General features: G+C 65.0%; 17 protein-coding genes. 6 read left to right on the top strand and 11 right to left on the bottom strand.

From position 1 onward, the window contains the following. Nucleotides 1-74 precede the first annotated feature (74 nt). A complete protein-coding gene (locus tag THIMADRAFT_RS15155) occupies nucleotides 75-506 on the top strand; it encodes a DUF29 domain-containing protein (RefSeq protein ID WP_007193946.1) in 432 nt (143 codons plus the stop codon). 340 nt (nucleotides 507-846) lie between these two features. Then, on the top strand, nucleotides 847-1,542 hold the full coding sequence (gene urtE / locus THIMADRAFT_RS15150) for an urea ABC transporter ATP-binding subunit UrtE (protein WP_007193945.1): 696 nt from the start codon (nucleotides 847-849) through the stop codon (nucleotides 1,540-1,542). A gap of 82 nt (nucleotides 1,543-1,624) precedes the next feature. On the opposite strand, the gene THIMADRAFT_RS15145 is transcribed toward urtE, so the two are convergent. After that, on the bottom strand, nucleotides 1,625-2,074 hold the full coding sequence (locus THIMADRAFT_RS15145; RefSeq protein WP_007193944.1) for a PaaI family thioesterase: 450 nt from the start codon (nucleotides 2,072-2,074) through the stop codon (nucleotides 1,625-1,627). Between the two features lie 121 nt (nucleotides 2,075-2,195). Between THIMADRAFT_RS15145 and THIMADRAFT_RS15140 the strand changes: the two genes are divergently transcribed. After that, nucleotides 2,196-2,822 carry an MlaC/ttg2D family ABC transporter substrate-binding protein gene (locus tag THIMADRAFT_RS15140; protein WP_007193943.1) on the top strand — a complete coding sequence of 209 codons (627 nt, stop codon included), beginning with the start codon at nucleotides 2,196-2,198 and terminating at the stop codon, nucleotides 2,820-2,822. A gap of 85 nt (nucleotides 2,823-2,907) precedes the next feature. Here THIMADRAFT_RS15140 and THIMADRAFT_RS15135 read toward each other — a convergent pair whose 3' ends face one another. From THIMADRAFT_RS15135 to THIMADRAFT_RS24840, 10 genes are all read right to left on the bottom strand, one after another. Beyond that, nucleotides 2,908-4,095, bottom strand: a complete 1,188-nt coding sequence (locus THIMADRAFT_RS15135) for a DesA family fatty acid desaturase (protein WP_007193942.1) — start codon at nucleotides 4,093-4,095, stop codon at nucleotides 2,908-2,910. A gap of 77 nt (nucleotides 4,096-4,172) precedes the next feature. Beyond that, on the bottom strand, nucleotides 4,173-6,146 hold the full coding sequence (locus THIMADRAFT_RS24850; RefSeq protein ID WP_007193941.1) for a hydantoinase/oxoprolinase family protein: 1,974 nt from the start codon (nucleotides 6,144-6,146) through the stop codon (nucleotides 4,173-4,175). Between the two features lie 63 nt (nucleotides 6,147-6,209). Continuing rightward, the gene (locus THIMADRAFT_RS15130) at nucleotides 6,210-6,563 is read right to left on the bottom strand and encodes a Na+/H+ antiporter subunit G (protein WP_007193940.1); all 354 of its coding nucleotides are present in this window, start codon (nucleotides 6,561-6,563) and stop codon (nucleotides 6,210-6,212) included. Between the two features lie 200 nt (nucleotides 6,564-6,763). After that, nucleotides 6,764-7,033, bottom strand: coding sequence for a K+/H+ antiporter subunit F (locus THIMADRAFT_RS15125; protein WP_007193938.1), 270 nt, complete (start codon nucleotides 7,031-7,033; stop codon nucleotides 6,764-6,766). After that, nucleotides 7,027-7,521 (bottom strand): Na+/H+ antiporter subunit E, encoded by a 495-nt coding sequence (locus tag THIMADRAFT_RS15120; RefSeq protein ID WP_007193937.1) that lies wholly within the window; start codon nucleotides 7,519-7,521, stop codon nucleotides 7,027-7,029. Before THIMADRAFT_RS15120 ends, THIMADRAFT_RS15125 begins: the two co-directional genes overlap by 7 nt. A 16-nt stretch (nucleotides 7,522-7,537) precedes the next feature. Beyond that, nucleotides 7,538-9,070: a monovalent cation/H+ antiporter subunit D gene (locus THIMADRAFT_RS15115; RefSeq protein WP_007193936.1), complete on the bottom strand. Its 1,533-nt coding sequence runs from the start codon at nucleotides 9,068-9,070 to the stop codon at nucleotides 7,538-7,540. Next, entirely contained in the window at nucleotides 9,067-9,432 is a 366-nt protein-coding gene (locus THIMADRAFT_RS15110; RefSeq protein ID WP_007193935.1) for a Na+/H+ antiporter subunit C, read from the bottom strand. Before THIMADRAFT_RS15110 ends, THIMADRAFT_RS15115 begins: the two co-directional genes overlap by 4 nt. 13 nt (nucleotides 9,433-9,445) lie before the next feature. Then, entirely contained in the window at nucleotides 9,446-12,262 is a 2,817-nt protein-coding gene (locus tag THIMADRAFT_RS15105; protein WP_007193934.1) for a monovalent cation/H+ antiporter subunit A, read from the bottom strand. Nucleotides 12,263-12,358: 96 nt separating this feature from the next. Next, nucleotides 12,359-15,343 (bottom strand): bifunctional diguanylate cyclase/phosphodiesterase, encoded by a 2,985-nt coding sequence (locus THIMADRAFT_RS24845; RefSeq protein ID WP_007193933.1) that lies wholly within the window; start codon nucleotides 15,341-15,343, stop codon nucleotides 12,359-12,361. Between the two features lie 269 nt (nucleotides 15,344-15,612). Further along, nucleotides 15,613-18,972: a bifunctional diguanylate cyclase/phosphodiesterase gene (locus THIMADRAFT_RS24840; protein ID WP_007193932.1), complete on the bottom strand. Its 3,360-nt coding sequence runs from the start codon at nucleotides 18,970-18,972 to the stop codon at nucleotides 15,613-15,615. Nucleotides 18,973-19,268: 296 nt separating this feature from the next. Here THIMADRAFT_RS24840 and purK point away from each other — a divergent pair, with 296 nt between their 5' ends. From purK to THIMADRAFT_RS15080, 3 genes are read left to right on the top strand one after another with little or no spacing between them, the layout of a single operon-like run. Then, nucleotides 19,269-20,423 (top strand): 5-(carboxyamino)imidazole ribonucleotide synthase, encoded by a 1,155-nt coding sequence (purK, locus tag THIMADRAFT_RS15090; RefSeq protein WP_040731796.1) that lies wholly within the window; start codon nucleotides 19,269-19,271, stop codon nucleotides 20,421-20,423. Beyond that, complete coding sequence (gene purE, locus THIMADRAFT_RS15085) at nucleotides 20,420-20,947, top strand: 5-(carboxyamino)imidazole ribonucleotide mutase (RefSeq protein WP_007193930.1); 528 nt, start codon at nucleotides 20,420-20,422, stop codon at nucleotides 20,945-20,947. The genes purK and purE overlap by 4 nt, the downstream gene beginning before the upstream one ends. Beyond that, nucleotides 20,944-21,639, top strand: a complete 696-nt coding sequence (locus THIMADRAFT_RS15080) for a Uma2 family endonuclease (protein WP_007193929.1) — start codon at nucleotides 20,944-20,946, stop codon at nucleotides 21,637-21,639. Before purE ends, THIMADRAFT_RS15080 begins: the two co-directional genes overlap by 4 nt. Nucleotides 21,640-21,692: the final 53 nt, after the last annotated feature.

The following is a 21,692-nucleotide window of genomic DNA, read 5'->3' as shown; positions in this document are numbered from 1 at the left end:
CGATGGGGATCACCTCTCCTGTATCATGTTCGAGACGACGCGCCATGCGCGCGAACGCCCTCGGAGGCCACGCGATGACGACCGACTACGATCAAGACTTCTATGCCTGGTCGCGAGAGCAGTCCAGCCTGCTGCGTTCCGGTCAGTACGGGCGACTGGATGTCATGCACCTCGTCAAGGAGATCGAGGACTTGGGAAAGCAGGAACGCCGTGCATTGGAAAGTCGGCTCGCGGTCTTGCTGGGACATCTTCTGAAATGGCAGTACCAGCCCGAGAATCCGAGCCGCAAATCCTGGAGCGCGACCATCAACACCAAACGCCGCGCGATCGCCAAGCTGCTGGACGAAAATCCGAGCCTGGCCGCGAGATTCGACGAGATCATCCGCGACGCCTATCCGGACGCGATCGACCTCGCCGTTGCCGAGACGCCTTTGGACTACGATGCCTTTCCGGAGCGCTGCCCGTGGGATCAGACGCAGATCCGAGGCACCTTCCTGCCCGGCTAGAACGCGTCTCGGTGGCCGCGCGCAGAACGCCGATCGCTGCGATGACCTTGCACTGTAGGGTGGACAAGCGCAGTAGGGTGGACAAGCGCAGCGCAGTCCACCAGCGCCGGCGCCGATTTCGGTGGACTTCGCTCTCGCTCGTCCACCCTACGGGCCTACAACGCGTCTCGTGCAGCATACGATGTGATTGATTTGATTGGGTGGCCAATCAGCCTGCGACCTCAGCGGGACGCGTTTTGGGAATTTTTTCTTTTGTCTTGAATCGCGTCGACTGTAAGGCATCCTGAGCCATCGACGCGGGGCACACGACGACATCGATCATTACTTCGGACGCGATTCAATGCTTGCGATTTCGGGCCTTAACCAGTTCTACGGCGAGAGCCACACCCTCTGGGACCTGGATGTCGAGATCCCGCAGGGTCAGTGCACCTGCGTGATGGGTCGCAACGGGGTCGGCAAGACCACCCTGATGCAATGCATCATGGGGTTGCTCCCGTTGCGCTCCGGATCCCTGAGCTATCAGGGGCAGGATCTCGCGCGTCTCACCGCCGAGCGTCGCGCACCGCTCGGCATCGGCTATGTCCCGCAAGGCCGTCAGATCTTCCCGCTGCTGACCGTCGAGGAGAATCTGCGCATCGGTCTCGCCGCACGGCCCGATCGCGCCAAGCAGGTCCCCGGCTACATCTTCGAGCTCTTCCCGGTGCTCAAGGAGATGCTCGGGCGCCGTGGCGGCGACCTCTCAGGCGGTCAGCAACAGCAGTTGGCCATCGGCCGGGCGTTGGTGATCGACCCCAAACTCCTGATCCTCGACGAGCCCACCGAAGGCATCCAGCCCAACATCGTCCACGAGATCGGCGACATCATCCGTCGGCTGATGACCGACTTGAACCTCACCGTCATCCTGGTCGAGCAGAAGCTCCCCTTCGCCCGCCGCGTCGCCGATCGTTTCATCATCCTCGATCGCGGACGGCTGATGGCGAGCGGGGCGATGCCTGATCTGACCGAGGATCTCGTCAAGCAATACCTGACGGTTTGAGTCATTCGGCGCCGGCGCTGGGTTCGGTGGACTTCGCTCTCGCTCGTCCACACTACCGGCTGGTCGAATGCCATGCAGGCAGTTACTCCGTTACCGGCAGCGCCTCGCGTTTCCGATAAACCGTCCCCTGAAAGAGCGCGATCAGGGTCTGATCATCGTCGCGGATGCGGATCAGATAGGTGGCGAGCTTGGCGTTGATCGAGACCTCTTCGGCCTCGGCGACGAGCGTGCCGCCGCGGGCGGCGGTCATGTAGGAGATGGAGACGTTGATCCCGAGCGCGACCGTGCCGTGTGAGTTGGAAGCGACGGCGAAGACCAGATCGGCCAGACTGAAGATGGCTCCGCCGTGGACAACGCCGACGGCGTTCCTATGGTGATCATGGATCTCGAGCTTGGCCTTGGCCCGGCCCGGTGCCATCTCCAGAAGCTCGATGCCGACGTGTGCAGCGAACCGGTCCTTGAGAAAGAAGTCCTTCAGATCGGCCTGGGTTGGCTGTGGGGACAGCCGGGGGGACAACTGGGGGTTCGTCATGGGTCTCTCCGTCACGACTGATGGTCCGATTGTCGTCGAGCGGGGATGCAACCCCTTCGTCGGACGCGGTGTCGAAGTATACCCTTACAGGAAACCGGGCAACCGGATCGGATATCGACCTATGACCCCAGTGAACGATCGCGCCCTTTGGGCCACGCTTCTCTTGCTTCAGTTTGCCGTGTTCTTCCCGGCGACGGCGTACAGCGCGCTGAACGAGCCGCAACGTATCATCCAGCAGGTCTCGGACGGTTTAATGCGGGTGCTGCGCGAGGATCGGAACCTGCTCAAAACCGACCCGAGCTATGTTCATCGTCTGGTCGACGAGCTCTTTTTGCCGCATGTGGATGTCCCGCGCGTCTCGGCCTTGGCGCTCGGACCCTATTGGCGGGATGCGACGCCGGAGCAGCGTCGGATGTTCCAAGCGGAGTTTCAGCGGCTCTTGATCCAGACCTACGCCTCCGCGCTCGACGCGCTCGGCTCCTGGGACATCCGCTTCCTCCCCATGCAGCTGGAGCCCGGAGCCACCCGCACGCTCGTGCGCACCGAGATCCAGCAGCCGGGCGGGCAGCCCGTGCGGGTGGACTATCGGATGGCTTACAGCGAGGGGCGTTGGCGGGCCTACGACGTGGCGGTTCAGGACATCAGCCTGCTGGCCTCGTATCGAAATCAGTTCACGTCGGTGGCGCAGCGTCGTGGCATCGACGGGTTGCTCGAGGAGTTGGCCACCCGGAACGACACCCGGCGTTGACCGAAACCGCGCCCGGTGCGGTATGCGTCGTGTGTTGGATTGGCTTGGCGGCGCCAGCACCGACAACTGTCGGAGCTGGCGCGGTTTAATGAGCGAGCGTCGGCGTCAGTGCAAATCCGCGCAGGTTCCTGGAGAATCGCTCCAACGCCTGAATCCCGGTCGCCTCGGCCTGCTGACACCACTCCTGAAGCGCGTGAAGCAACGCCTCCTGGCTGGGTGCCTTGCGGTCCCAGATCTCCTGCAGGCGCTCGCGAAACTGATAGACAGTGGCGAGCGTCTGATTCTTGGCCAGGATCTGCTCCAAACTGCCGCGAGCGGCGAGGTCGAGTCGCTGGCCCTCGGTCAGGAGCAGTCTTCGCGCACGCCTGACCAAGCGTTTGCAGTGCTCCGCGTCGCGGCATAGTTCCTCGCGCGAGACCGGAACCATCACCTCTTTCCCGTAGCGCGCAAAGACGTGCATCCGGCTCGTGATCACGGCACGCAGGGTCTCGAGATCCAGTTGCGACTTGCCCGGGACGACCTGCGGGTTGGGTGCGACCCGGCGGACCTTCGCAAGCCGCAGTGCTTGGAGGATGCGGATATACATCCAGCCGATATCGAATTCCCACCATTTCGACGAGAGCCGCGCCGAGCTGGGGAAGGCATGGTGATTGTTGTGCAGCTCTTCGCCGCCGATCAGGATGCCCCAGGGGACGATGTTGGTGGAGGCATCCGGCGGCTCGAAGTTGCGATAGCCGAAATAGTGCCCGACGCCGTTGATGACGCCGGCGGCGAAGATGGGGATCCAGAGCATCTGAACGGCCCAGATCACGATGCCGTAGACGCCGAACAGGACGACATCCAGGATCAGCATGAGCGCCACCCCTTGCCAGGAGAAGCGGCTGTAGAGTCGACGCTCCAGCCAGTCGTCCGGGGTGCCTTGGCCATAGCGCTCGACGGCGGCACGATCGCTCGCGGCTTGTGCGTAGAGCTCGGCGCCTTCGCCCAAGACCTTGCGCAGGCCCAAGACCTGCGGGCTGTGCGGGTCCTCGGCGGTCTCGCACTTGGCATGATGACGCCGATGAACGCCGACCCACTCTTTGGTGAGCATGCCGGTCGTGAGCCAGAGCCAGAATCGAAAGAAGTGCGAGACCGCCGGATGCAGATCCAGTGCCCGATGTGCTTGTGCGCGGTGCAGATAAACCGTCACGGCGACGATGGTGATATGGGTCATGCCGAGCGTGATGAGCACGGCGGACAGGATGTCGACGTCGAGCAATCCGTAAAGCGTCATGGATGTCCTGAAGGAGTGGTGGTGGCGTGCCGATCCGGTCGTGGCCGGTGGCGATCTGGCCCTTTGCCGTTGTCCGGCTAGGGTTTTCTTCCGACCGCTCTTTGTAGCATCAGGTTCCCGACCGCGTCCAGATCGGCCCGCCAGCCGGGGGCGAGCCATGTCGTCGCCAGTGCGTCTGCGATGATCGCCGGGCCGACCAGCTCATGCCCCTGTCCGAGATCCTCGCGTGTCCAGCAGGCGACCGGCGTCGGACATCCGTAGGCAGTGGAGCTTCCCGTCGGACCCCCTCGGCCGGACGCGCCGATCGACGGCAGCGCAAGATCCGGGATCGGGCCGCGTACGCGCACCCGCAGATTGACCAGCTCGACCGGCAGATCGAGCCGATGGCCGTAGCGATCCCGGTGCTGCGCGTGAAAGGCGGCGGCGGTGTCCTCGACCCCAGCCCAGTGAAGGTTGAGCGTATGGGATTGGCCGCGATAGCGCAGATCGAGCGAGCGCTCGACACGCAGGGCGGCGCGGGCCACACCTTCCTGCCCCAGCTCGGCGATCCCGGACTCGGCGAGCGCGACAAGCGCCGCCTCGATTTCGGCATCGCCGGCCTCGGCGAGCAGTCCGAGTCGCGTTCGGGTCAGGGTCCGTCCGGCCGGGGTTACCAGCATCCCGAGAGCGGATAGGACGCCGGCATGCACCGGGACCAGGGCGCGGGTCATGCCCAACGCCTCGGCCAAGGCGCAGACATGCAGAGCGCCGGCACCGCCGAAGGAGGTCAGGATGAAATCGCGCGGATCCAGCCCGCGCTGCACAGAGATGACCCGCAGGGCACGGGCCATATGCTCGTCGGCCAGACGGATCACGCCCAGCGCGGCCTCTTCGGCCGAGAGTCCCAGCGCCCGCCCGAGGCGCTCAAGCGCGGCATGCGCGGCGTCCGGGTTCAACCGCATGCGCCCGCCGAGAAAGCCGTTCGGGTCGAGCCGTCCGAGCACCAGGTTGGCGTCGGTCACGGTCGCCTCGCGTCCGCCGCGGTCATAACAGGCCGGTCCCGGGTCGGCTCCGGCGGACTCGGGTCCAACCAGGAGCATGCCGCCGGCATCCAGTCGTGCGATCGATCCGCCGCCCGCCCCGATGGTGTGCATATCGACCATCGGCAGTGCGACCGGGAAGCCTGCGATGTGCCCGTCGGTGGTGAGCCGGGGCTCGCCGTCGACTACGGCGACGTCGGTGGATGTCCCGCCCATGTCGAAGGTCAGCAACCGCGGACAGCCGGTCTGCGCCGCGGCAAATGCCGCCCCGGCGAGCCCGCCGGCCGGACCCGAGAGCAGCAAGCGCGCGGTATGCCGGGCGGCCTGATTCGCCGTAACCGCCTCTCCGCTGCTTTGCATGACCGAGACCCGCGCCCCCGACAGACCGTCGGCAAGGCGCCCGATGTAGCGTGCGACGATGGGTCCGATCCGGGCGTTGATCCAGGTGGCGATCCCGCGCTCGTATTCGCCGACGAGCGGCAGGACCTCGGAGGAGCGTGCCACGAACAGCCCCTCGGGCATCGCGTCCTCCAGGGCCCGCTCGGCACTGTCGTCCAGATAGGAGAAGAGCAGGTTGATGGCGACCGACTTCGGGGCGAGCCGCGCGAGCGTTGCCTTCAGCGCGTCCAGGTCGGCCGCGGTCAATGGCTCGACCCAGCGGCCGTCGGCGCCGAGGCGCCCGCCGGTCTCGACGCAGAGCTCGGACGGCACCGGCGGGAGCCGTGCAGGTGGCTGGAGATCGTACAGATCCGGTCGCGCCTGGCGGCCGATGGTCAAGAGATCGCCGAGCCCGCGATTGGCGACATAGAGAGTACGGACGCCCTTGCCCTCAAGAACCGCATTGGTCGCTACCGTGCTCCCGTGGATGACGTTCAACCCGACCGGATCCAGACCCAGCTCGGCGATCCCGTGCAGGATCGCCTGCTCGGGCGCTGCGGGTGTCGAGAGGACCTTATGCGTCCGTATCGAGCCGTCGCGCCAGAGCACCAGGTCGGTGAAGGTCCCTCCGGTATCGATGCCCACGATGATCATGGCGGATCAGTGCCGTGCTCGAGAGTCGCTTGGATCGGAAAGGCCGAAGGGACCCGGTCGGGTCTAGTCGCCGGCCCGGGCGCGGGTGTCGGCCAAGGGATCCTCGGCCTCGGGCGGAGGCGGCGCAATCGAGCGCACACGCAGATGGAGTGCGGCTTTCGCGAGAAGGTGCGCACTGACCGGGGCCGTAATGAAGAGGAAAAGCGTCACCAGAACCTCATGCAGGCTGAGCCCCTCGCCGCGGGTGCTGAAATAGAGCACGGAGGCGATCAGCAACGCGCCCACGCCGAGTGTCGTCGCCTTGGTCGGGCCATGCAGGCGCGTGTAGAAATCGCCGAGCCGGGCGAGTCCCAGCGACCCGATGAAGGTGAAGAGCGCACCGACGACGATCAGAACCGACAACATCATCTCAAGCATTCAATCGCGTCCTCGCAGTGATCAGTAGAGGGTGTGCCGAATCATATCCACGTGGATTCCATAAGGTCCGGAGTCGACGCGATTGAAGAAATAACAAAAATTTAAAATCATGAAAGCGCGTCGGCTCCGACATCCGCAGATGCCCACGACGCTCGCAAACCCTCGAATATTACAAAAGTCCACCAAAAGACGCGCTTTCATCACTCGATGATATCGCCGCGCAGGAGATACTTGCAGAGTGCCACGGTGCCGACAAAACCCATCATGGCGATCAGCAGTGCAGCCTCGAAGTACAGCGAGCTGCTTAAGTGGATCCCCAGCAGGACCAGCAAAGCGATCGTATTGATGTAGAGGGTGTCGAGCGCCAGGATGCGGTCGGGCTTGTCCGGCCCTCTGAGCAGACGCCACAGGCTCAGGAAAAGCGCCCCGGAGACCAGTGCGAACGCGATGGCGACGGCGATGTTCAACATGGTTCGAAGACCTCTTTGATCGGGGCCTCGTAGCGGCGCTTGATCTCCGCGATCAGGGCGTCGGGATCGCCGACCTTCAAACCATGCACGACCAGATGGCTGCGATCCGGGCTGAGCCAGGCCGAGACGGTGCCCGGGGTCAACGAGACCGTATTGGCGAGCAGGCTGATCCCGAGATCCGTGCGCAAGGCGAGCGGCACGCGCACGAAGGCGGGCTTGACATGCTTCGGACCGCCCAGGATCAGTGCGGCGACGGTGAGGTTGGCGATCAGGATGTCGTACATGACGAGCGCAAAGAATCGCATCAAGGTCAGTGGCTTGTGGATCCTGACCCGCTCCGGCCAGAAGCGCAGCGTAAAGACCGGAATCGCCCATCCCAGGAGAAGACCCAAGAGGATTTGCCCCGGCGACAGGCTGTTGACCAGCAGAAGCCAGATCAGGGTCAAGACCGGAGTGAGAATGGGGTGGGGCAGCAGCCTGAGCTTCATCGCTTGTGCACTCCGCTCATGCGTTTAGGGGGTCGCCCAGCACGGCTCGAATATAGACGTTCGGCTTCAAGAGCTGCTCGGCGATCGCACGGGTGTAGTCGGACAAGGGGCCGGCCCAGACGACCAGCGTGACACACAGCAGCAGAAGGCCGATGACCGGCAGGAGGCGGCCCCAGTTCGGACCGACGGCGGAGCGGCCGGCCGCACCGGTGCGTTCGATGACGCCCTCGGCGCGGTAGAACAACAGGCTGCCGCTGCGCGCGAGCGCAATCACGCCGAAGAGTCCGGCGGTCAGAATCACACCGAAGACCCAAGGCATGCTCGGCAGGTCTACCGCGGCGTTCAAGACCATGTATTTGCCTAAGAACCCAGAGAGCGGCGGCAGTCCGGCGACCAGGATGGCGGTGACGAAGAAGAGCGCACCGACCAGGTTGGCGTTGGCGATGATCGGCCCCGGATCCAGGCGATCGGCAAGCGTGCCGCGTCCCATGGCAATGATGTCCGCCAGGAGGAAGAACGCGGCCGCGGCGAAGGTGCTGTGCGCCAAGTAGTAGAGGCCCGCGCCGATGCTGGCCTCGGTCCCCAGTCCAAAGGCCGTCAGCAGGAATCCCACGGAGACCACCACCAGATAGGCGACCTGCCGGCGCAGCTCGTGCGCGGCCAGCACGCCCAAGGTGCCGACCGCCATGGTTGCGAGCGCGAGCGGCAACAGCCAGGGTCCGATCAGATCCGCGACCGGGCCGGCCTCGGCGCCGAAGATCAGGGTATAGACCCGCAGGATGCTGTAGGCGCCGACCTTGGTCATGATGGCAAAGAGCGCGGCCACCGGTGCCGATGTCGATGAATAGGCCGCGGGCAGCCAGAGATAGAGCGGGATCAACGCCGCCTTGAGCGCGAAGACCGTGAACAACAGGAGCCCTGCGGCGCGCACCACGCCGAGGTTCTCCGGGGGTGTGGCCGCCGCCTTCACCGCAAGGTCCGCCATGTTGAGCGTCCCGAGGATGGCGTAGAGCGTGCCGACCGCGAACAGAAAGAGCGTCGACCCCGCCAGATTCAGCGCGACGAAGTGCAGGCCCGCGCGAACCCGACTCGCCCCGCCGCGATGCAGCAGCAGCCCGTAGGAGGCGAGCAGCAGGATCTCGAAGAAGACGAAGAGGTTGAACAGATCGCCGGTGAGAAAGGCCCCGCTCAGACCGAACATCTGGAGCTGAAACAGTGGATGGAAGTGCCTGCTTCCGGCATCCGTGCCGCGCACGGCATAGAGCATGGCGAAGAAGGCAAGCAGACTCGTAATGAGCAGCATCCAGACGCTCAGGCGATCCGCGACCATGACGATCCCGTAGGGTGCCGGCCAGTTGCCCAGCGCATACACCAGGATCTCGCCCCCGGCGACACGCTGAACCAGCAGCGACACCAGCAGGATCTGCACGATGAGTGCGACGAGATTCAGTCGGCGGCGCACGCGCAAGGGGATGGCGCGCCGAACCAGCAGCAACAGGGTCGCCGCAAACAGCGGGAAGAGGATCGGGGCGATGACCAGATGGTTCATCCGCGCTCTCCCCCCTGGATGCCGCCGCCGTCGCCGGCCTCGAGGCGGCCGTCCACGTGATCGGTTCCCAGCTCGGCACGCGCCTTGAGCGCCAGCATGATGATGAAGGCGGTCATGGCGAAGCTGATGACGATGGCGGTCAGCACCAGCGCCTGCGGAAGCGGATCCGCATAGCCGACGGCCTGATCCGAGATCACCGCGGGTTGACCGATGGTCAGGCGTCCGGTGACGAAAAGGAAGAGATTCACGGCGTAGGACAGCAGGGTCAGTCCGATCACCACGGGAAAGGTGCGCGCCCGCAGTGCAAGGTAGACCCCGCAGGCGGTCAAGACACCGATGATCACGGCGATCAGGGCTTCCATCGACGACGGCTCCTCAAGCATGGTTCGGCTCCGCCCTTTCCTGATCGTCCGGATGACTGGCGTTGTGCATCAGACCGAGATGCACCAGGATCAGGAGCGTCGCTCCGACCACCACGAGATAGACCCCGAGATCGAAGGCGATCGCCGAGGCGAGCTCGAAGTCACCGATTACCGGCCAGTGCACATGGGTGAAGGTGGAGGTCAGGAAGGGATAGCCGAAGACCAGGCTCGCGAGCCCGGTGAGCAATCCGATCAGTAACCCGGCGCCGATGACCGGATGCAGATTCGATGTCATGCGGCTGTGCGTCCATTCCACGCCGTTCGCCAAATACTGCATGATCAAGGCGATTGCGGTGATGAGCCCTGCGATGAAACCGCCGCCCGGCAGGTTGTGTCCGCGCAGGAAGACGAAGACCGAGACCAGCAGTGCGAGGGGCAGCAGGAGCCGCGTCAGCGCCGCCATGATGGTCGGGTGCATGTCCCAGTTCCAGGGCCGACCGCGTGCGTCGCAGGCCGGTCCGGGCAGGCGCAGATCCTTGAGCATCGCATAGATCCCCAAGCCCGCCAGCGCCAGGACGGAGATCTCGCCCAAGGTGTCGAAACCTCGGAAATCGACCAGGATGACGTTCACGACGTTGCCGCCTCCCCCTCCGGGTACGCTGTTTTCCAGAAAGTAGTCCGCGATGCTCTCGTAAGGCCGGGTCAGTACCGACCAGGTGAGTGCCGCCGCACCGCCGCCGGCCAAGCCGGCGACCCCGATATCGCGGATCCGCCGGGCCCGGCTCGATTCGCTCGGGCTGTGCTGCGGCAGGAAATAGAGCGCCAACAGCAACAGGACGATGGTCACCACCTCCACCGAGAGCTGGGTCAAGGCGAGGTCCGGAGCCGAAAATTTCACGAAGATGAGCGAGACGAGCAGGCCCAAGGCCCCCATCACGATGAGTGCGGTCAGGCGACGACGGTGCAGGACAACCGTCCAAAGTGCGACGGTGATCAGGGCGATCGTGACGAGCAGACTGACCGCATCGGCCGGCAAAAGGTCGCGATCGCCGGTCAGAGCGGCGTCGCCGCCGAGGAAACCGATCGTCCCCAGGCTCAGCGCCGAGACGATGAAGACGAGCAGCATGCGCTGCAGCGAGCCGGTATCCAGGGAGCCCGTGACGGCACAGGCCAGGGCGAGGAGTCTCCTCAGTAGCCAATCGAAGACGGCCTTGGCATCGAGGAGTCCTTCGAGCCGGGTCGCGAGGTTGAACAGCGGTCTGCGCCCGGCGTAGATGAGGATGCCTCCGACCAAGGCGACGACGCTCATGATCAGCGCGGCGTTGACGCCGTGCCAGATGGCCAGGTCGTAGTCGGGGGGTGCGCTCTGGAGCACGCCCGCCGCCGCCACGGAGAGCAGCGGTGCCACGGTAAAGGCCGGCAGGATCCCGACCAGTAGACAGACCGCGACCAGGATCTCCACCGGTACCTTCATCCAGCGCGGTGGCTCGTGCGGGGTCTTGGGCAGATCGACTGGATCGCCGTTGAAGAAGACGTCGTGGATGAAACGCAGCGAATAGGCCACGGCAAAGATGCCGGCGACCACGACGGCACTGGGCAGGAGCCAATCCCAGGTATGGTCGGCCGAGAAGCTGACCGTCTCGCCGAAGAACATTTCTTTGGAGAGGAAGCCGTTGAAGAGCGGGACACCGGCCATCGCCGCCGCGGCCACCATCGCCAGCGTCCCCGTGTAGGGCATGTAGCGCCAGAGACCGTTGATGCGGCGCATGTCGCGCGTCCCGCATTCGTGGTCGATGATCCCGGCCGCCATAAAGAGTGATGCCTTGAAGGTCGCGTGGTTGATGATGTGGAAGACCCCGGCGACGGCGGCGAGCGGTGTGCCGATGCCGAACAGCAGGGTGATGAGGCCCAGATGGCTGATGGTCGAGTAGGCGAGCAGACCCTTCAGATCGTGCTTGAAGAGGGCGAAATAGGCGCCGATCAACAGTGTCGAGAGGCCCGCACCCATCACCAGGACCGACCACTCGGTTGTCCCGGAAAGCGCCGGGAACAGGCGTGCCAGCAGGAAGACGCCCGCTTTGACCAGGGTCGCCGAGTGCAGATAGGCCGACACGGGGGTGGGTGCCGCCATGGCGTGCGGTAGCCAAAAATGGAACGGGAACTGCGCCGATTTGGTAAAGGCGCCGAGCAGGATCAAGACCAGCATCGGCGTATAGAGCGGGTCGGACCGGATCAGATCGCCGTTGGCGAGGACGACCGAGAGATCGTAGCTTCCGACCATCTCGCCCAGCAGCACGAAGCCGCCGAGCATTGCGAGCCCGCCCAACCCCGTGACGGCAAGCGCCATGCGCGCGCCCGTGCGGGCATCCTCGCGATGCTGCCAATAACTGATCAGGAGGAAGGACGAGAGGCTCGTCAGCTCCCAGAACATCAAGAGCAGGATCAGATTCTCGGAGAGGACAATCCCGAGCATCGATCCCATGAAGAGCAGCAGATAGCCGTAGAACCGACCCATGCAGTCGCGCTCTGCGAGATAGTAGCGCGCATACAGGATGACCAGCAGTCCGATCCCGAGGATCATCAGCGCGAACAGCAGACCCAGACCGTCGAGCCGGAATGTCAGGTCGAGTCCCAGCGCGGGTATCCAGGGGATGCGTTGTACCAGGGTCTCGCCCAGAAACGGGGCGGTCACGCTCGGCGCCAGCGCTGCCATGGATGCGAGGGTGACGCCTCCGGCCATCCAGGCCGATTGCAGTCGGCCGAAGCGCGACACCCGGGCGGCCAAGCCGGCCCCGATGAAGGGAATGAGAACGACGAAGAGAAGATTCATGCGCGCGACTGCCTGAACGGAAGGACGGTGACTCGCTCCCCGCAAGGATACCACCGTCCGCGGTTAGGCGTGGCCGGCTGGACTCGCCCGAACGGGTCAAGCCATCGATTGGGACTGCGCAAGCAGATCCTCGGCGCCGCCGGGTCGTCCGAACAGATACCCTTGAAAGGCGTGGCATCCGTGCTCGGCGAGAAAGCTTCGCTGAGCCTGCGTCTCGACACCCTCCGCGATGACGCCGAGTCCGAGTGTTTGTGCAAGGGCGACGATGGTGCGCGCAATCGCGGCGTCGTTCGGATCCGTCAGCACATCGCGGACGAACGACTGGTCGATCTTCAATTGATCGAGCGGCAGCCGCTTCAGATAGGACAGCGACGAGTAGCCGGTTCCGAAGTCGTCGAGCGAGAAGCCGACGCCGTGGGATTTGAGCGCCGTCATCGTCGCCACGGCGTCGCCGATGTCGTCGAGCAGCAGACTCTCGGTAATCTCGAGCTTGAGTCGCTGAGGATTCGCCCCGGTCTGTCCGATGATCCGCAGGACCTGTTCGACGAAGTGCGGATCGCGGAACTGACGCGCACTGATGTTCACGGCCAAGGACAGGTGGCTGGTTTCGGAATGCCTCGCCCAGACGGCGAGCTGACGCGCGGCGGCCTCGAGAACCCATTGTCCGAGCGGTAGGATCAGGCCCGAGGATTCGGCGACCGGGATGAACTCTCCCGGCGAGACCAGGCCACGTTGCGGGTGGCGCCAACGCAGCAGCGCTTCGGCGCCCGTCACCTTGTCGTTGTCGTCCACCTGGGGCTGATATTGGAGAAAGAACTGCCCGTCGAGTAGGCCCTGGCGCAAGTCGACCTCGAGCGTTGCGCGTCTCGCCAAGACCGAATGCATCTCCGGATTGAAGAAGCGTAAGGTGTTGCGGCCCGCACCCTTGGCCTGATACATGGCCAGGTCGGCGCGTTTGAGCACCTCTTCGAGACTCTCGCGATGGCCGCAGAAGAGTGTGATCCCGATGCTCGGGGTGCTGTGGTGCGACTGCTCCGCGATGCGATACGGCGGATTGAGCTGGGCGAGGATCTTCTCGGCCGTGCGCTCGGCATGGGCCGCGGCCTCTTTCGGATCCGTGCTCAGATCCTCGAGCATGACGACGAATTCGTCGCCCCCGAGACGGGCCACGGTGTCGCCCTCGCGCACGCAGCCATTCAGGCGCTCCGCGACCTGCCGAAGCAGCAGATCGCCCGTCTCGTGGCCATAGGTGTCGTTGAGCGTCTTGAAATTGTCCAGATCGATGAAGAGCAGAGCGCCTTCCTGCAGGCTGCGGGCGCTCTTGGCTTGGGCGTGGGCGAGATGCTCGAGCAGGAGCCGACGATTGGGCAAGCGCGTCAAGGGGTCGAAGAAGGCGAGACGACGGATCTCCTCCTCCGCAGCCTTATCCCGGGTGATATCTTGGTTGACGACGACGACCCCCGTGACGGCCCCGTCGGTTCCGCGCAGGGGAACGGCCGAGTTCAAGACGATCTTGCGTGTGCCGTCGAAGCACTCGATCTCGATTTGCTCCCCCAGCGATGTCTCGCCTCGGGAAATGGCGCGTGTTGCCGCCCAGTCCGCGGGCTCGATCGGTTTACCGCTGTCGAGCCACCAGGCCTTGTACTCGCTGAACCGCTCGAATCCGACATAGCGAGTGCCGCCCCAAATGCGTTTTCCGGCCTCGTTGATGAATCGGATCTCGCCGTCCGCGTTCAGGAACCAGATCCCGACGGGGAGGATCTCCATGACGGAGTTGAGAAAGGCCTCGCTCTCGCGCAATGCTGCATCCGCAGCCCGATGCTCCGTGATGTCCTGCAGCGTTCCGACACTACAGCCTCGCCCGTTCGATGCTGTGGGCGCGGGCTCGAGACGGGCGCGAAGCCAAGAGAGCCTTTCGCCGTTCAGGGTGCGGTAGCAGATATCGAATGGCTCGCCCGCGCGCGCCGCCTGCCAAGCCTGCTCCGTGATCTCCCGATCATCCGGGTGAACGGGGCCGAACAGTGCCTGCGTCGTGCAGGGTTGGCCTTCGTGAGGCCCGAGGATTCGCTCCGTTTCGGCGGAACGTTGCACGCGACCGCTTGCCGGGTCCATCGTCCAACTGCCGACCTTGGCGACCGCTTGGGCGCGCGTGAGCTCCGACTCGCGAGCGCGGATCTGCGTGGTGCGTTCGCGCACCAGATCCTCGAGTCGCTCACGGTCGCCCTTGGATTTCACGAGCAGGCCGGCGAGGGCGGCCAGCAGGAGCGCAAGCGACACCGCCGATGCGCCTTTGAAGGCGAGCCCTGCCGGATCGGACCAGCCCCGTATCGGGCTGACGCTCAACGTCCAGGTCGCGTTCGGCAGCGGCACCGGTTGATTCACCGGATCCGCAAGTGTCGCCGGGGAGGATCGCTCGATGATCTGCACCGCGCCGCTGCTCGGGTCGGTGCGCCAGAGTGCGAACTCGAAACCGCGTTCGTGCAACTGCGACAGCCCGGCGGGTGCGAGTGCCGAGGGGGTGCGCAACATCGCCATGGTAAAGCCCCAAAACAGCGGGTTGCCCTGCGCATCCTCCAAGAAGACCGGCAGTCGTCCCACGAGACCCTCGCCGCCCTGCACCAGCGCGAACGGCCCTGCCAGGGTGAGCCGGCCCGTGTCGCGCGCAAGGCGCGCCTCGGTGCGTTGATCCGGGTCCTCGAGCAGATTCAGGCCGAGCACCGCCTCGTTGGTTTCCAGGGGAGAAACCTGCCGGACGATGCCTTCAGGTGCCAGATAGAGGGCCTGGACGTTCTCGTAAAAGGGCAGAAGCGCACGGGCCGTCGTCTCGAATCCATCGATTCGTCCTTCCCCCTGATGGACCAGTGCAGCCAAGGCGTAGGTCACCGATAGGGCGCGATCGATTTGGATCTCGAGGATGTCCGCGAAATCGTCGGCCAGCGCCGCCGCATCCGCCCGGGCGAGCGCTAGCCGTTGTTGTTCGAAGTAGGCGATCGCCGCTGCGCCAAGGATCGCGGCCGTCAGGAAGACTACGGCCGCGACCACCCCGGGTCGGGCGGCGGCTCGAAGGCTGGAATGGGTCATCGCGGTCGAGCTCCATGTCTGCCGCCTCCGCTTCTAAGGCGTTGTCGGCTGCGTCGGCGTGGAGGCGACGCAGCCGGCTGCGAAATAGACCCGTGAGCGCGAGTCTGTGGGTTTCGGTTCGACTGTGCGATGTCTTTCGTTTTTATCGTGCTTGCCGGAAACGCCGATGTTGCACCGTACCCGGCACAACTCCGTCCCCCCGTTTGTCGCGGAATGCACGGATTCGATCGACTTCTCCGGCGGCGGATCTCGGGTGAGACACTCCCTCTTCAGGACGTCTCTCCGGCCTCGCCTTCCCTACGCTTCGGCGGCTGTGCTCCTGCCGGTAAAAGCGCGTCGGGCGGACCCGGAAGTCCGAAGAGGAAGCCCTGAAAGATTTGGCAGCCATGATGGGCTAGGTAGTCGCGCTGGGCCTCGGTCTCGACGCCCTCGGCCATGAGCGCCAGTCCAAGGCTCTCGGCAAGTGCGACGAAACTGTCGGCGGTCGCGTCGTCTTCGCAATCCTCGAGGACCTCGCGCACGAACGCCGGGGCGATCTTCAGCTGATCCAGCGGCAGGCGTTTGAGATACGACAAGGAGCAATAGCCCGACCCGAAGTTGTCAAGAGTAAAGCCAACGCCCGTCTCCTTCAACGCGATCATCTTCCCGAGCGAGTCATCGGGGTCGTCGAGCAAGGTCGCCTCGGCCAACTCCAGGCGCAATCGCTTCGGATTGGCCCCGCTCTCGGCGAGCGCCCGGCGGATATCCTCCACGAGCTCGGGACGGCGAAAATGCGCGCCGCTGGTGTTGACCGCCAGGGTGAGCCCCGCGGTTTCGGGTCGCCTTGCCCACTCGGCAAGCTGTGCGCAGGCGCTTGCGAGGACCCAACGGCCCAACGGCAGGGCCAGTCCGAGCGACTCGGCGAGCCCGATGAACTGCGCGGGCGGGATCAGACCGCGCTCCGGGTGGCGCCAGCGCAGCAGTGCTTCGGCCCCGCTGACGCGCCCTTGTCCGTCGACCTGCGATTGGTAGTGGAGGACGAGCTGACCCTCTCCGATGGCATGACGCAGCTCCCGCTCGAGCGCTGCGCGCTGGTTGACGCTCGCCTGCATCTTGGGATCGTAGAACCGCAGCCGGTTGCGTCCGGCGGCCTTGGCTTGGTACATGGCCAGGTCGGCGTGTTTCAGGATCTCCTCGGCGGTATGCGGCTCGCGGTTGAACATCGCGATCCCGAGACTGGGGGTGCTGGTGTGCTCCTCGCCCGCGAGCCTGTAGGGCATCCCCAGGACGGCGATGATCTTCTCGCTCACCCCTTCGGCCATCGCCGCGGCCTGCGCCGGATCCTCGCCCAGATCCTGCAGCAGGACAACGAACTCGTCGCCGCCGAGGCGCGCGACACTGTCGCTCTTGCGCACCGTCTCGGTCAGCCGCTGTGCGACCTCCTCCAGCAGCAGATCGCCGACTTGGTGTCCGCGTGTGTCGTTGAGCAGCTTGAAGTTGTCCAGATCGATGAAGATCAGGGCGCCGTCCTGACCCGTGCGTGCCGCAGCGGCCAGCGTCTGATTCAGCCGGTCGAGCAGCAGCCGGCGATTCGCGAGTCCGGTCAAAGGGTCGTAAAAGGCGAGCCGGCGAATCGCCGCCTCGTCCTCCTTGCGTTGGCTGATGTCGTTCAGGGTGCCGACATAGTGGCTGACGTACCCGAGGTCGTCACGCACCGCGGTGATGGCCAGCCACTCCGGAAAGACCTCGCCGTTCTTGCGCCGATTCCAGATCTCGCCTTCCCAGTATCCATTCCGTTCGATGTGTGCCCACATCTGCGCGAAGAAGTGGGTGTCGTGTCGACCCGAGTGCAGTAACCTCGGGGTCTGCCCGACGGCCTCCTCGGCCGTGTATCCGGTGATCCGGGTGAATGCCTCGTTGACCCGCAGGATCCGCTCCTCGGCATCGGTGACGAGCATCCCCTCCTGCGCCTCGAAGGCGATCGCCGCGATGCGCAGCTCAGCCTCGGCTTGTTTACGCGCCGAGATGTCGGTCAGCATGCCGAGCGTGCCGATATACCGGCCTGCGGCATCCTTCAGCGGGTTGGTGGAAAGGAGTGTCCAGAGCTGCGAGCCGTCGAGCCGCGTGAGCCGCAGCTCGTATTGGTCCGTGTTGCCCTCCCGACGCTCGACGAGCTTGCGCTCGACGAGCCGACGCATCTCGGGATCCATGAAATCGAAGGGCGGCCGACCGATCATCTGTTCCGTCGGGCATCCCAGCAACTCGGCCATGCGCGGGTTGACGAAGGTCGTGCGGTTTTCCGCGTCGATCATCCAGATCCCTTCGCGCGCCGTTTCCACGATCCGTCGCAGGTTCGCCTCGCTGTCGGACAGTGCCTGCTCGGCCGTCTTGCGCTCGGTGATGTCTTCGACGGTGCCGGCGGCGCGCAGCGCTCGACCGTCGGTATCGAATTCGAGCACCGCCCTTTGACGCAGCCACTGCAGCCTGCCGTTGATCAGGGTGCGGTGCTCCACATCGTAGGGCTCGCCCCGAAGCGCCGCCTGCCAGGCGGTCGCGACCGCTTCGCGGTCGAGTGGATGAATCGTCTCCAGAAAGTGCTCGAGGCTGACGGGGCTATCGGGCGGCACGCCGGTGATGCGGCTTGCGACGGCCGAATTGGTCGACCGGTTCGACTGGAGATCGAAATCCCAGCTCCCGACCTGCGCGATCTGCTCCGCACGCTCCAACTCCGCCTCACGCGCACGGAGCTCGGCCGTGCGTTCGGCAACCTTCATGGCCAGTCGCGCCTTTTGAGAGCGTGCGTCGGCCAGCAGTTTTGCCAGCGTCGCCAACAGGACGCTGAAGAGCAGGCCCAGCCCAATCCGCACGCCGAGCGCGAGCGGATCGCTCCATCCGTCGATCGGGCTGATACTCAGGGTCCAGGTGGCATTCGGCACCTCGAGCTGGGCCTGCACCGGGGCGACCGGCTCGACCGTCGATGCCTCGATGATTCGGACTTCGCCGGTTGCCGGTTCCCGGGTCCACAGGCTATAGGCCATGCCGCGCTCCACGAGCTGCGACAGGCGGCTGGTTGCGAGGACATCGGGGAACGGTAGGCGGACGATGGTAAATCCCCAGAAGGCGGGGTTGCCCTGTGCATCGTCGATGAAGACGGGCAGACGTCCAATGATGCCGGTCCCGCCTTGCACCATCGTAGAGGGGCTGGACAGTGTCAGGCGTTTGGTCTCCAGAGCCAACCTGGCATCCGGGCCGCGCACGGGATCGTTCAGAACATCGAGGCCGATCACCCGCTCGCCTTCGGCCAGCGGAACCCCGTCCCGAATGACGCCGTCGGGCGCCAAAAACAGGCCGTCGACCCCTGGATAATGGTGGAGCATCGCCTTGCCGATCTCTTGGAAATCAGAGATCCGGCCTTGGCCTTGGTGCACGAGAGCGGCCAAGGTATGGGTCGCCGACAAGGCGCGATCGATGGTGCTCGCGATCGAATTCGCGTACTCCCGCGCGAGGACGGCCGTATCCGCGCGCATGAGCTGTACATGCTCCTGCTCGGTGTGGATAACCACGCCGGCCGAAAACACAAGGGCACCAAAGAGGGTCGCGAGTGCGATTCTCCAAGATGAGGTGATCGTCGGTGTGTCGCGATCGCGCATGCTGTTCCGGCGATCTCAAGTCGCGCTTTCGTGTCGGATGCGATCGTGCGCGAAGGATCGTTTCGCCTCGCCGGACGGCCTGCCGTGCGGGTCCGGGATCTTGTCGAGACGAAGGCGGTCGATCGGAGCGGCCCGATGGGTTCGGCGCGTCGCACTGAAAATCGGTTTATCCGTGTACTCAAGAATAGACCGTTTCACGCGCAGATGCGATCGCGTTCGTTCGGCCGTGCTCGTCGAGGAGGGCGCCGCGCCATTGGGGCTTTCCAATTTCCTTCAGAGCGCCGATGATTCACCGCATGGACGTCTTCCCTCTCCCAATTGCGCGTATCGGCATCATCGGCGGCGGTCAGCTCGGACGCATGATGGCCAAGGCTGCGAAACGGATCGGCTGCACCTGTGTCGTGCTGGACCCGACACCGGGCTCGCCTGCCGGGCAGGTCGCGGGACACCAGATCGTGGGTGCCTATCACGACCCCGCCAAGCTCCGCGAGCTGGCCGAGGCCTGCGATGTCGTGACCTTCGACATCGAGGATATCGATGCCGCGACACTCATCCAGCTCGGGCGCGAGGGGCATAATATTCAGCCCCCTCCGACCGTACTGGCCTTGATCCAAGACAAGCTCACGCAAAAACGGGCGCTGAGCGCGGCCGGCATCCCGACCGCGCCGTTCGAGCCGATGCCCGAGCCCTCGGCCGACGCCTTCGCAGCCTTCGGGTATCCGCTGGTGCAGAAGGCCTGCCGCGGCGGCTACGACGGTCGCGGTGTCTCCATCCTGGACGGCCCCGACGACTTCGACGCACATCTTCCGGTGCCCTCTCTGGTCGAGCGCTTCATCCCGGCGACCAAAGAGCTGGCCGTACTGGTTGCGCGCGGTCTCGACGGCGACCATCGGTGCTATCCCGCGGTCGAGATGCGTTTTCGACCGGGCGAGAATGTGCTCGAGATGCTGCTTGCCCCGGCGCAGATCCCGGCCGAGACCGCCGCCGCCGCGGAGCAGCTCGCCGTGCGCACTGTCGATGCCTTGGGCGGGGTGGGCATCTTCGGGGTCGAGATGTTTCTGACCGAGGCGGGCAACCTGTTGGTGAACGAGGTTGCGCCGCGCACCCACAACTCGGGTCATCACACCATCGAAGCGAACATGACCGACCAGTTCGAGCAGCATCTGCGCGCAGTCGTCGGTCTGCCGCTCGGGTCCACCGAGCAGCTCTGCCCCGCGGCCATGATCAACCTGTTGGGGGCGCCCGGTCACCGGGGGCGCCCCGTGATCAAGGGCATGGCGGAGGCCTTGGCGATTCCGGGCGTCTGCCTGCACCTGTACGGTAAGGCGGCGACCTCGCCCTATCGCAAGATGGGCCATGTCACGGTCCTGGATCGGGACATCGAGCAGGCCCGCATCAAGGCCGAGCGGGTTCGTCGATTGATCGAGATCTCGGGAGAGGACCACCCATGACCGTAGCCACACCATCCCAGCCATCGGCAAGTCAACCGGCCCGAGTCGGCATCATCATGGGCAGCGATTCCGACCTGCCGGTGATGCAGGATGCCGCCGCCGTGCTCGGCGAGCTCGGCATCCCTTACGAGATGACCATCGTCTCGGCGCACCGCACGCCCAAGCGGCTCTACGACTATGCCGAGAGCGCGGTCGAGCGCGGCCTGCGCGTGATCATCGCGGGCGCCGGGGGTGCTGCGCACCTGCCCGGCATGGCGGCGGCCATCACGCCGCTGCCGGTCATCGGCGTGCCGGTGAAGACATCGAGCCTCTCCGGGCAGGACTCCTTGCTCTCGATCGTTCAAATGCCGGCCGGCGTGCCGGTGGCCACGGTCGCCATCAACGGCGCGAAGAATGCCGGGATCCTCGCCGCCCAGATCATCGGCGCCTCGGACGCGCAGGTGCGCGAGCGGATCGTGCGCTTCAAACAGGATCTCGAAGCCATGGTGATGGCCAAGGTCGCGGCGATGGAGCAATCCACGTGAACCCGCTCGCCTATTTCGATCCGGACGATCCCTACCCCGAGAGCGATGGACAGCCGATGGCGGAGAACACGGAGCAGTTCGACTGGATCGTCAAGATCAAGGAAAACCTGGAGATCCTCTTCGCCGATCGGCCGGACGTCTTTGTCGCCGGCGATCTGCTTTGGTATCCGGTTGCGGATCGCCGCGTCTCCGGCCCCGTCGCACCGGATGTCATGGTTGTCTTCGGGCGGCCCAAGGGCCGACGCGGCTGCTACAAGCAATGGGAAGAGGGCGGGGTGGCGCCGCAGGTCGCCTTCGAGATCCTGTCGCCCGCCAACAGCCTCAAGGAGATGGCCGATAAACTGGCCTACTACGAGCTCTACGGCGTCGAGGAGTATTACCTCTACGACCCCGGCACCAACCGTCTCGAGTTGTGGATCCGTCAAGGCGAGCGGCTCCGCCCGATCAGCCACATCAACGGCTGGGTCAGCCCGCGGCTCGGAATCCGCTTTGCGCTCACGCCCGAGACACTGGAGATCTTTGGTCCGAACGGTCGTTCCTTTCTAACCTCGATCGAATTGGCGCGGCGCGCCGATCACGCGACCGCTCGGGCGCAAGAGCAAGCAACCCTGGCGCAGCAGGAGCACGAACGCGCGGAGCGTCTCGCCGCACGACTACGTGCCCTGGGCATCGATCCCGACGCCGACACCTGACCTGCCGTACCCCGGCGCATGACGAGCCGAGGTGATTGCGCGGAAGGGTTTTC

Source organism: Thiocapsa marina 5811, assembly GCF_000223985.1.
Classification (GTDB): domain Bacteria; phylum Pseudomonadota; class Gammaproteobacteria; order Chromatiales; family Chromatiaceae; genus Thiocapsa; species Thiocapsa marina.
This window is presented reverse-complemented; position numbering and strand designations above follow the sequence as displayed.